This window comes from Clostridium sp. ZBS15 (assembly GCF_023845705.1).
GTDB lineage: Bacteria > Bacillota > Clostridia > Clostridiales > Clostridiaceae > Clostridium > Clostridium aquiflavi.
On sequence record NZ_JAMQHY010000033.1, the window covers coordinates 21,689 to 34,481 of the forward strand.

The 12,793-nt window shown below is 25.9% G+C and carries 11 protein-coding genes; all 11 read right to left on the bottom strand.

The annotated features are described in order from the left end of the window. Positions 1 to 136 precede the first annotated feature (136 nt). Complete coding sequence (locus NG904_RS09575; RefSeq protein WP_252231339.1) at positions 137 to 1,654, bottom strand: GxxExxY protein; 1,518 nt, start codon at positions 1,652 to 1,654, stop codon at positions 137 to 139. A 128-nt stretch (positions 1,655 to 1,782) separates the two neighbouring features. Next, positions 1,783 to 2,853, bottom strand: coding sequence for a DUF4179 domain-containing protein (locus NG904_RS09580; RefSeq protein WP_252231342.1), 1,071 nt, complete (start codon positions 2,851 to 2,853; stop codon positions 1,783 to 1,785). Further along, positions 2,846 to 3,412 (bottom strand): sigma-70 family RNA polymerase sigma factor, encoded by a 567-nt coding sequence (locus NG904_RS09585; protein ID WP_252231344.1) that lies wholly within the window; start codon positions 3,410 to 3,412, stop codon positions 2,846 to 2,848. The genes NG904_RS09580 and NG904_RS09585 overlap by 8 nt, the downstream gene beginning before the upstream one ends. Before the next feature lie 273 nt (positions 3,413 to 3,685). Then, a complete protein-coding gene (locus NG904_RS09590) occupies positions 3,686 to 4,108 on the bottom strand; it encodes a MarR family winged helix-turn-helix transcriptional regulator (RefSeq protein WP_252213020.1) in 423 nt (140 codons plus the stop codon). 214 nt (positions 4,109 to 4,322) lie between these two features. Next, positions 4,323 to 5,252, bottom strand: a complete 930-nt coding sequence (locus NG904_RS09595) for a 2-dehydropantoate 2-reductase (protein WP_252231346.1) — start codon at positions 5,250 to 5,252, stop codon at positions 4,323 to 4,325. Positions 5,253 to 5,287: 35 nt separating this feature from the next. Continuing rightward, positions 5,288 to 6,334, bottom strand: a complete 1,047-nt coding sequence (locus tag NG904_RS09600; RefSeq protein ID WP_252213022.1) for a PTS sugar transporter subunit IIC — start codon at positions 6,332 to 6,334, stop codon at positions 5,288 to 5,290. Positions 6,335 to 6,817: 483 nt separating this feature from the next. Beyond that, entirely contained in the window at positions 6,818 to 8,236 is a 1,419-nt protein-coding gene (gene uhpT / locus NG904_RS09605; protein WP_252213023.1) for a hexose-6-phosphate:phosphate antiporter UhpT, read from the bottom strand. 226 nt (positions 8,237 to 8,462) lie between these two features. Beyond that, positions 8,463 to 9,512: an ABC transporter substrate-binding protein gene (locus NG904_RS09610; protein WP_252213025.1), complete on the bottom strand. Its 1,050-nt coding sequence runs from the start codon at positions 9,510 to 9,512 to the stop codon at positions 8,463 to 8,465. Between the two features lie 31 nt (positions 9,513 to 9,543). Next, positions 9,544 to 10,377 (bottom strand): DUF3919 family protein, encoded by an 834-nt coding sequence (locus NG904_RS09615; protein ID WP_252213027.1) that lies wholly within the window; start codon positions 10,375 to 10,377, stop codon positions 9,544 to 9,546. 90 nt (positions 10,378 to 10,467) lie between these two features. Continuing rightward, a complete protein-coding gene (locus NG904_RS09620) occupies positions 10,468 to 11,889 on the bottom strand; it encodes a sensor histidine kinase (protein ID WP_252231348.1) in 1,422 nt (473 codons plus the stop codon). 35 nt (positions 11,890 to 11,924) lie between these two features. Then, on the bottom strand, positions 11,925 to 12,614 hold the full coding sequence (locus tag NG904_RS09625) for a response regulator transcription factor (RefSeq protein WP_252213031.1): 690 nt from the start codon (positions 12,612 to 12,614) through the stop codon (positions 11,925 to 11,927). Positions 12,615 to 12,793 lie beyond the last annotated feature (179 nt).

Genomic DNA, 12,793 nt, shown 5'->3' on the forward strand with positions numbered 1-12,793 from the left:
AAATAAAAACAGCCTTAACCAAGTAATATCAATGTATAAGCCTAAAAACCTCATTTATTTATGACATGATTCACCATCTCTTATTCTAAATACAAAAATAGTAGCTTCACTTTCAATTAGTAAGCTACTATTTCTTTTAAACTCTAACTTCAAAAATAGTTTTATCATCTACATAATATTCACTATGAGTATATTCTTTATTTTGATTAAAGTTGAATATTAATAAATATCCCTTATTTAAACCTTCTATTTCAAGATAATTTTTTAATTGATTTAAACCTTTTTTATGTGCAATTTCTCCATGCCATATTTTTGTTTCTATAATATACTTACATTTATTATATTTAATAACGATATCTAATCTTCTTTCTTCTGAAATTTGAACTTCTTTATAATCAAATCCCACTCCATTAATTATTGGTTTTATAAATGATAAAAATAAAAGAACTCCTTGTCGTTCTAAAAATTCTATATCCCTAGAACTATAATTCTCTTTCATAAATTGTTGAAATCTTAATAATACATTCTCCATATCAAGGGTATTATCTTCATTTATAAAGTTATCTTTAAAATTATATTTAGACATTGTTCTAGTATCCGTTTTTGATATCATATAATTGTAAATAACTTCTTTAAGAATTTGATTTGATACAGTGGTATTATTATTTTTATCTTTTACTAAATATCCAAACATATGACCTAAATCTATGGTTGGATTATTTATATTGTATGTTATTTGCAAACCACTAACTAGGATATTATATAAACATCCATATAATTTTGAGTTATTTTCAAGATTTTTAATTAAATCATCAAATAATGTATTTTTATCTTCTAATAATAATTTTACCGCTCTTTGTATATCAAATATTGTCCATTCCCTTTTATTTTCTGATAATAAAATTTCATCTATTATTTGACATATTATTGATACTAAAAATGGGTATCCTGCTGTAAATTTATATATATCCTTACTAAGAAATTCTATATTTAATGGTAATGCATTTTCAGCAGCATATTCCTTAAGCATAGTTCCTATTTCTATCTCACTAAAACTCATATCTATATTAAAATTCACCGCTATATTCCATGGTGAATTATATCTTATTTCTGAATTATCTCTAACCTTTAATTTTAAATTTTTAATATCATACACACCTGCTAATATAACTGATTTAAAAGTAGTCCCAAGATCCTGTTCTCTACTTAAATATAATGATCTAAGCATACCAAGAAAGCTTAAAAATAATCTATTGCTAGAATTTTTATCAACTTCATCTATGATAAGTATAATTTCATTATCTTTTGTCAAATCCATTATCCTATTTGAAAGTTCTGTTAACGTTGATGCTTTTCTGATATCTATATTAGTAAATCTAGACATATAGTCTACAAAGGTTTCACAAAATCTCTCCTCACTTGCAAAATCTTCTCCTATAAGTTCAAAATCCATTCTTATTACACTATATTTACCACTTAGTCTTTTATATAATTCATTCAATGTTGTTGTTTTTCCAAATTGTCTTGGCCTATTTATAACAAAATAAAATTCTTCCTCTACAAGTTTTTCTATCTCATCTATTTTATTTGATATATCTACCATATAATGCTTTCTAGGAACACATACTCCTGTTGTGTTAAATCTTTTTTTCATAATCTCACTTCCTCTCTTAAAGTTTATCTATCGCTTAAATAACGTCTGCATTTTAAGACAATTATAACATAAGCTAATGATTCTTTTAATATCATTAGCTTGTTTATTAATATCTAATCATATTATGTTTATTTAATATTTATTATCTCATCAAATATTAATTCTTTTCCAATCTCTTCGTAGGAAGTTTCACTTTGACCTTTTGATTCAGTTATTGTTTCGCCTTTTTCTAATATAGGCTTATTTATTATAACCCTAATGCTTTTACTTTCATTAGAAGGTGCTTTAAAAATCATATTTTCAGTTTTATTATCTTCATCTATACTACTATCTGAAAGATTAAGTTCTTCTCTATTTTCATCATAAATTGAAACTTCATAGTCACTCCACTTACCTTTGTTATAGGTTAAACTAAATATCATATCAAAAGGTGTTATTGATAGCGAGTTTAAATTTACACTGTCATTTCCTATGTTATCTAGATTTACAACTCTTTTAATATCTTTATTCACTTTTACAGGTATTTTAAAAGCCCATGTACCAGATTTCACATCATGTTTTTCATCATTTTCTACTGAATCAGTTTGAAATGATATGTATTTAACTTGAAATATAAATTCATCTGGGATAGCTGTTTTTAGCGATGACAGTTTATACTTTTCCATACCTACAAAAGTGTTATCATCAATAAATTTTCCTTCAAGACCAGCAATTCCTGTATTGTCTAGTTGTTTATTAGAGAAATCTACTTTATTATATTCTTCACTTGTTATAAGTTGATTCACTGTTAAAGGTGCCTCTCCCCACGACGTATATTTAAAAGGCTTTTCACTCTCAACAATATATGTTACATATAAAGATTGTCCATCGCATAATATATCAGACAAAGTTACACCTACTCCATTAGAGTATGCTGTTTCATTGACTGATGTAGAGTATTCTGAATAATTACTTGGAAAGTATATATTTTTTTCAATAGCTTGAAATACATTTCCAACAATAGGTATTTTAGCTGCTAATGCTGGATTTGAAAACCCTATAGTTAAAACAATAATTAAGGAAGCTGCTGTAATCCCTAAATTTCTTCTAATAAGTTTTTTTCTTTTAATATTTTTTAAATCTACAGCTCTTTTTACCCCAATATCTATAAAATCATCTATATTATCTGGTATAGTAATATTTTCATAGTTCTTATTCATTTAAAAAGTCCTCCTTTAAAATTTTACTTAAATCATTTTTAGCTCTTTTCAAATGACTTTTAACTGTATTTTCCGGTATCTCCATAATATAAGAGATATCTCTTAACGATAAATCATTAAAATACTTAAGGATTATTACTGTTTTATAGTTATTTCTCAATTTATCAATTGCTTCATATAAATCAAGTTTTTCCTCAATAGATATAAACTCTTTTTTAATCAATATATCATTATCATTTAAATAAGTAATTTTTGCATTTTTTCTTATTGTATTTATACATTCATTTATTACTATTTTTGTTATCCATGTTTTAAAAACACTTTCTTTTTTTAGTTTTTTTATATTAATAAATGCCTTATATGTGCTTTCTTGTAATATATCTAAAGCTATCTGTTCATTTTTTACATAACTATAAGCAATTTTATAAAGATATGTTTTATTTTCCTTTATTAAACTTGTAAATGCTTCTGAATCTCCTTTCATGGCCATTTTTACTAAACTATTTTTCATTAGACTTTTATTATAAAATCTATATACTAATGTATTTTCATTAATCATATTATCTCCCTTACCATAATGATTTTTATTTTTACACCAATACTATAAATTCTAAAAGAATACTAAAGTATTAATATATATATTAGCTAAGCTTTCTTTATAAATAGACTGTAACTTATTTAAATGCCTTATTACATCTATTAGACAATTAATGATTATAAAAAGTTGCAAAAAATAAAATGCTTTTCTAACAACTTATTTCGTCATTAGAAAAGCATTTATTATAATATATTTTTAATACATTGTCCACATTTGAGTTACTTGTATAACGCTCTACTTAGATTCTAATATCCTTGCAGAATCATTTGTTATCTTGGTTAATAAATTATAGTCTTCTCCTAATATTTCTCTATAACGATTATGTAACTTTAATCTGTACTTTTGTATATCCTCTTGAATTTTTTCTCCGTCATTAGTTAAATATATATGAGATAATTTTCCTTCAGCTCGTCTCTCAACTAAACCATTTATAACCAATTTATCTATAAGTCTCGTTATTGTAGATGGTTTTAAGTGAAGTTCTTTGCTTAATTCCTTTTGTGTTATTCCAGGTTTAAACTTTACGCCAAGAAGTATATATACATATGTAGGAGATAATCCTAGTGGCTTTAACTCGTCTTCAGCTATTTTGGCTGCTATCTTTTTTAATCTAGTTGCAGTGAAAAATAAACACTCACAAAAATTTTGTTCAAGCATTATGGCCTCCGTTCTAACTTTTTATAATTTTATCTATATAAATAATATATTAAAGATAATTTAAAAAATTTGCAACTAAATTAATACCACTATTTTATATAAAAGTATTTCTTTACCCTATATTTTATTATTAAGATGGTTATTTAATTATATAAATAATATCAAAAAAGTTGATTACTATTTAAATAATAATCAACTTTTTAAATAACTGTATTTATTTAACAAGTAATTGTTCTTTTGCATGAACCATAGTTGTTAATAAATCATTACATTCTGTATTTATATTAAATTCTTTACCTTTTCTAGATACATATCCATTTATATAATCAATCTCTGTAAGACGATGATTTTGAATTAAATCTTGATGCATTGATGGATAGTGTTCTCCAGCTTGGCTTGGATCATATATTTTTTCTATTCCTTTTGCAACTTCTTCAACATTTAATTCTACTCCATATTTAGCAGCAATATCAGCAAATTCTTTTATAATATTACGAATAAGCTCTGGCGCTTCTTTTAACTCTCCAAACTCCTTAATATTACAATCTAAAATTGTGCAACAACTATTTAAAGTTCCATTTACACATGCTTTACGCCATATTGAAAATATAACATTTTCACTATAATGAGCTTTTAATCCTGCTTGATTTAATATGTCACAAATCTCTCTTGCTTCTACTTCCATATTAGAATCAATATTTTGTACTTCTAAGCTTCCATCTCCAGTTAATACAACATGTCCAGGACCTGCTAATCCAGCTGTCCATAAAGTTACACCCATAAGTATATTTTTACTATCAACATATTTTTCAATAGTTTCATTATGACCTAATCCATTTAATAGGCATAATACTCTTGTATGTTTTCCTAAAATATTCTTTACAGATTTTAACATAGATTCTAATCCCATTGATTTAGTAAATAAAATTACTAAGTCTGGAACTTCTTTAGCATCTTCTGGTAACATTGCTGGTATTTTTACCTTCTTACATTCTCCATTTTCTTCAACTGTTAATCCTTCTTTATTTATAGTATCTACATGATCCTTCCACGCATCTATTAAAAAAACTTCATTTCCAGATTCATGTAACATATATCCATAACGTGAGCCCATAGCTCCTGCTCCAACAATTGCAATTTTCATTTCAATTCACTCTCCTCTTTTGCTTCAATTACAAATTAAATATATTTAAAAATATTTTCATCATATAAATGTATAACTTTTCTACAGAACCAATCAATAACAAATGCACCTACAAAAGGTATAACCACAAATGCTATTAATACTCCAATAATTGATCCCGAACTATTTATAGCCGCTAAAGGACCAACTAATCCAACTAATCCAAATCCAGCACTATTCGGTGTACCTAAGATATTAAACAGATAAGCACCTATTCCACTTAAGATACCATTTGCAATAATAGGTACTGCTATTATTGGATAGGTAACTAAATTCGGCATCATCATTTTCATGGCTCCTAATAACACAGATAAAGTAACTCCACTTTCATTCACTTTTCTTGATCCAATTACTAAAACAGCTGTACAAGCAGTAACCCCAATAGCAGCTGCTCCAGCACCTAGTCCTGTTATTCCTATGGCAATTCCTATTGCTACAGTTGAAATTGGTGAAATAATTAAAACCGAGAATGAAACACTAATTAAAATACACATTAATAATGGTTGTAACACTGCGAAATTATTAATTAAGTTTCCTATTGTTATAGTAATTTGTCTTACATATGGAAGCATAAGCATTCCAATAACACCCACACCAGCTCCAACAATTGGTAATAATAATATTGTTAATGATCCTAATTTATTTCCTATTAATCTAACAACATATACAGCTATACATGCAACTAACATTATGTTTATTAAATCGCCTATACCAACCATTTGTACTCCATGTTCTGTGACTTTATAAGCACCTGAGCCTAAGAATACTGCTGATCCAACAATAACTGATTGCATAGGATTAAGATTAAATTGTAATCCTACTAATACACCTACAATAACTGGCACTATGAATTGCATAATACTTACAGCATTGTAAAGAGTGGCAAATATTGGAGAAACATCTATTAGTCCTTTAAATATTGAACCTAGAATTGCATTTGGAATTAATCCTACAACAATTCCAGTTGCAGTTCCAGCCAAAACTTTATTTAAATAATCTTTAGGTGTTAATTTGTCTTTTTCTACTATATTCTTTTCTATCATATTCATCTTCTTCCTATTTATAAATTTTTTAGTAATTGTTTATTTTTATCATTCCCATTTTATTTTTTATCATTCTAATTTTATTTTTCATTGTTTATTTTTTATCAGTCAATTTTTTAATTTTTAAAGTTATATCTTAGATAAATTACTAGTAATCCATTGAAAGTTATTGTTTTAATTTAAATTTCGTATATAAGTGCTTCATTTGTATGTACAACTAACTTTCGAGAGTAAATATATCATATTTAAAAACAAATTTCAACACATTAAAATTATAAAAGTTAAAAAAATAACAATATATTATATAAATCAACAATTTTAGAGTATTTTTATAGATAAATGTTAAAAATTTCTCAATAAATTTTTGTGTTTAAATAAAAAATCGCAAAAATAAAATGCTTTTCTAACAACTTATTTTGTCATTAGAAAAGCATTTGTTATACAAAATATCTATACTTAATTTATGCAATTATTTTTATACTATTAAGCAGCCAATTCTTCTGCTTCTTTTTCAGACTTATTTAAGCTTCTTATCTTCTTTTCTTCGCCATAAGCAACAACTAATAAAAGACAAATTCCAATTATAAGTGCACCATAGAATATAATAAATACATCATTCCATCCGTGAAGGCACATTCCACCAATATTTACACCTGATGATTTAGGATCAGCTATTTTAGCTAGCATAACTTTAGCTGTAGAATCTCCAAATAAATATCCAAAAGTACCACTTAAACCATTTGCAACAGCAATTGCTTTTTTAGGAGCAAATCCCACAAGAGATACACCTATTAATAATTGTGGTCCAAATATTAATGCACCAAGAGCGCATAGTGAAACATTTACCATTGTAACGCTTGTAGCATATCTATATCCTAAAACTGCAAATCCAGTAAGTATTAAACAGAATACTGCAACTATTGCTCTTCTTCCTTTTAATAAGTCAGATATAAATCCCCAACTAAGACTACCAATAAGTGCACCTGTTTCAAAATAGAATATTGTATTAACTGCATCACCCATTGCAAAATGTAATTGTTCAGTAACGTATAAAGGAGCCCAATTATCTATTCCTATACGAACTATATAAACGAAAACATTTGCTACACATAAGACCCAAATCCATGGATTTTTTAAAACATATTTTTTAAACACTTCAAATTTACTCATGTTATTTAATTCAGCACTATTTTCAGCTTTAACTTCACCAAATATTTCTTCTGCAGAATTCCAACCTAACTCTTCTGGCTCATCTTTTCCTACAAATAACATTGTAAAACCAATAACAGCTGCTATTATTGATGGAACAATAAACATTCCTGCCACATTACCATGGAAAAATTTATTTGCTCCCCATAATGCTAACATTCCTGCTAATGCTCCCCCTATATTATGAGACATATTCCAAAATCCTAAATATCTACCTCTTTTATTAGTAGGGGTCCATCTAGTAATTGTTGAATAAGCACTTGGTCCACCTGGTGCTTGGAAAAATCCACTTAATCCCCATAATATTAATACAGCTCCAGTACATTTATTTCCTGATATTAGTATAAGACCGATTACAAAGACCATTGTTGCAGACATCATAAGTAAAAATGACACTATACGCTTTGCATTTTTACCATCAATAAAATATCCTAACAATGTTTTACCAAGTGCATAAGTTATAGAAAATCCAAAACCTATATATCCAAGTTCAGATGTTGTAAAACCTAATTGTTCTTTTAAAAGTGGTTGTCCAGCTTTAAGATTATTTCTAATTAAATACATAGAAGCATACACAGAAAATACAACTAAGAATGCTTTTAAGAATTCCTTTAACCACATCTTTCTTTGATCTTCAATTGATACTGTAGCTTCTTTTTTATTAATACTAAAAAAACTTGTCAATTTATTCATATCTATCCTCCAAATTACCTTAATATAATAAATACTTCTTAAAAATATTTATCTTTTAATTTTATTTGCATTAAAATTTATCCCCAAAATAATAAATTTTAATGTTTTAAGTTCTAAATACTAGAAATTGAAAGTTGTTTAATTATTAATTTAAAAAGTTAAAGTATTAATTGTCATTACGTTATTTCAAAAAAGTTTAAATTTAAATATTCCCTTATTTATAAATTTACGCTTTAAAACTATTCCACATCTTAATTAACCACTCTCTGTCTTCACTAGCTTTTTTGAAATCATAATTATCATACATATTTACTTCACAATTTTGTTCATAATCATCATCTTTTATATCTTTTCTTGTAGATTTACCTTGAGAGATATTTATTATCATTTCCTCACTCTCTTTGGTTGTACAAAAGTCTATAAAGTATTTGCCAACGTCTTCATTTGGACCATTTTTTATTTTTGAAATTGCATCTATATTCCAGCCAGTTTTTTTAGGGATATTAGTTATTACATTAAATCCAGAATTTTTAACTAACAATTGATCTGCTATAAAATTTGTACCTATTAAATATTCTCCAGTTGCAACTTTCTGTGCTGGAATATATCCATTAGATGTAAATTGTCCTACATTTGATTTCAATTCTTTTAAAAATTCTATAGCTTTTTCTTTACCCATATTTTGTACAATTGATGCTATAATAGTATATCCTGTTCCTGATATATTAGGATCTGGTATTATAATCTCACCTTTATACATTGGATTAAGTAAATCCTCATACTTTTCTGGCATTTTTAATCCCTTATCTGCAAATTCTTTATCCCATCTATCCTTGTTCACAATAATAGATAAAAAATTAACTTCTAAACCTGTCCAATATCCATCTTTATCTTTATATACATTTTGTATGCTATCGTAATTTTTGCATATATATTTTTCTGAAAGTTGCTCCTTTTTCATTAGATTATGAGCATCACAAGTTCCACCTATAAATATATCTGCTTTAGGATATTTTTTTTCACATCTAATTCGCTCTAATGCCTCTTGCGTAGACATTCTTATATATTCGTATGTACATCCTGTTTTTTCCTTAAACATTTCTAAAAGTGTTCTACCAACTTCATCTCTAGATGCTACATAAACAACAATATGCTTTCCTTCCAGATTTAAATATCCATCTTTATAAATTACTTTTGAACTTTTTTTATTACAAGCAATAAGGTTAAAAGACACACATATGATTACAATAAAACAAATAAATTTTTTAATATTCATTACTAACTACCCTCTCTAATGCTGATGATTTTTAAATATTTTTCTCTAATATATCTTCGCATATCCCTTTAAGGTCTCCCTTAAAATATGTGTGTTGTCCATTTTCATCTCCCATATATTGAACAACAAATATTCCGTCCATATATACATCCATATTTACAATATTGCAGCTTTTAACTTTTATTGAAGTATCTTCTTTATCATAAATATAAATTTTTATATGCGATAAAGCTTCCTTCTTTTCCTTTGTTAAAGCTTTAATTCCATCATCACTATCAAGTTTAGTTGAATTACTTATTAAATTTTTTAACTTTTCTTTATCTAAATCATTCAATTCTTTTACTTTATTAGAATCACTAATAACTATTCTATTTCTAGTATTTATGAGATTAGCTATATTAGAAGTTGAATATAAGTAACCTAGCAAATCATTTTTCAATCTATTTATTAATGGTAATTTATTGTTATCATGATACATGCGATTATTTAAAATAAGAACATCGCTTATTTTAAATTTATCTTTCATACCATTTAAATAGTAAACATTTGCATCAATGCTTATATTAGTTCCTTCTGTAATATAGTTTTCCTCTTCCGAAAAATCATTCATAATCTCACCTATGGAATTCCATATCATTTGTATAGAATTCTCATCTTCAAAAACATAACCACCCCATTTGTCATTAGAAATTTCAATTTTTATAGGTATAGACATATTTATCTTATTTACAACATCATCTTTATCACTTATTATTTTGACTCTGTTATATAAAAATCTATAATTTAAACTTGTCATTATAATGCAAATTATAATTATAGTAGTGTATATGCCTATAATCTTAGCCTTTAAGCTAATTTTCTTCACTTATGTTTCCTCCCATATAATAAAAATTTAACATCTCATAAACATTTCACTCATGTTTCGTAAATGTAACATTCATTATTTTTCATAATACTAATTACTTTTAAATATAATTTCTACAGATGTACTTTCTCCTAGGTTACTTTTAATTTTTATATCTCCATCTTGCTTTTTCATTATTTCTTTACATATGCAAAGACCTAATCCATTTCCATTGTTGTTAATAGAATTTAAATTATTCACCCTATAAGTAGGCTCAAAAAGTTTAGGTATATTTTCTTTAGCTATACCTATACCATCATCTATGATATTTAAAATTATTTTTTTATTCTCAACTTGCAATTTTATTTTTATCTTTCTACATTCACTGTATTTTATAGCGTTATCTAATACATTTAAAATAACTTGCTTGGTCTTGTCTCTATCTATTAAAGCTTCAATATCAAATGTATTTTTAATTATTTCTATTTCATATTTTTTTATTCTTGGATTAATAATAACTAAAACTTCTTCTATGACTTCTTTTAAATTATTTTTCTTTTTATCTATCTCAAACTCGCTTTTTCCTAGTTTTGATAAGTCAAGAAGTTCTTCTACTAGCTTTAAAAGCCTTATTCCTTCTTCTTTTATATAAACTAAACTTTCATCTATATCATTTTGATTTTTTAATTTAGGTATAATCTCAGAATATCCTATTATTGCTGTTAATGGAGTCTTAAACTCATGGGTTACATTATCTAAAAAACTCTTTTGTTTTTGTTTTTCCTCTTTTAAACTTTCAACATAATTTTTTATACTCTCAGACATTACATTAAAAGTTTGTGCTAGATCTTCAATTTCATCTCCACTTCTAATTTTTATTCTATTATCATATTCTCCTTTGGTAACTTTTTGAGAAACTATCTTTAATTTTTTTATAGGTCCAACTATTTTTTCTGAAAGAAGCTTACTTAAAAGCCATGATATAAGAATTGATGTACATGCTAATATGCCCATAATTATAAACATATTATTTATAAGTTTTTCGCTACTATCTAAAGGATATATATATCTTACACATCCTAATGTTGTATCTTTTAAATATATAGGACTTGAAAATAATACATAAATGTTTCCATCAATTTTTTTAACAACATAGGCCTTATTTCCCTTTATAGCATTAGTTATATCCTCATCAAAAAAAGTAACGCTATTAGAAACAGAATCAGTCATTATGTCACCATTCTTATCATAAATTTGAATCCTATAATTTAATTTTTTAGATAGATATATATTAATTAGTGGAGCTTTATGCTCAAAATTTCTTTCAATATCGTTCACCTTATCTTTTTCAATGTAATTTGATATGTATACTTGAGTGTTGTAACTCTCCTTTGTTAATAAATCAATATTACTTTTTATTACGTTATTATATAAATTATTTATTATTGTTATATATATAAATATTATTATTGGAATTAATATCCCCATATTCATGAGAATTATCTTAGTTTTTATGTTAAAATTCAGTCGCATTAAAAATGCATCCTCCTAATGTCTTATTTATAAAATTAAATAGTCTCTTCTTTAAATTCTAATTTGTATCCTACTCCATAAACGGTTTTTAATTTATTTGAATACTTGCCCATCTTTTTTCTAACTCTTTGTATTAGAATATCAACTGCTCTTGTATTAACATCGTACTCATCACCCCATACTCTCTCTAAAAGGTTTTCTCTAGTAAAAACTTTATTGTGATTTTCCATCATAAGTAGCAGTGTATCAAACTCTTTATAAGTCATAAAAATTTCTTCTTCCTCTATGAAAACTTTTCTTTCATCTTTTAGAATCTTTAATTTTTCAATCTTTATTTCATTATTATTTTTTGAGCTTGGCTTTTTTGTAATCCTCTTTGTTACTGCTTTTATTCTTAAAATAAGTTCTGCGCTATTAAATGGTTTTATTATATAATCATCTGCACCCAACTGAAGACCTAAAAGTTTATCATTCATTTGACTTTTTGCAGTAAGCATTATAACTGGAACTTCACTATCTATTTCTTGAAATTTCTTTATAACATCATGTCCACTTATATCTGGTAACATTAAATCTAATATAACAAGTTCTGGTTTTTCAGTTTCAAATTTTGAAATTGCATCTGCTCCAGTCATACTTATAATAGGTTCATATCCTTCTACCTCTAAATTCAATCTAATTAAATTAACTATACTTTTTTCATCATCTACTACTAATATTCTCATAAAATAACCACCTTCAATAATCGTTTAAATAATATTTAATTGATAATTATTTATTTAATTCCATACCAGATTAAAATGTTATCACTTTATTTTACATATTTCAACTTTATTAAATTTAACTCTATAGAAATATACAAAAGGTTGTAGTTTAAACTACAACTAAAGTGGACCCTATGTCA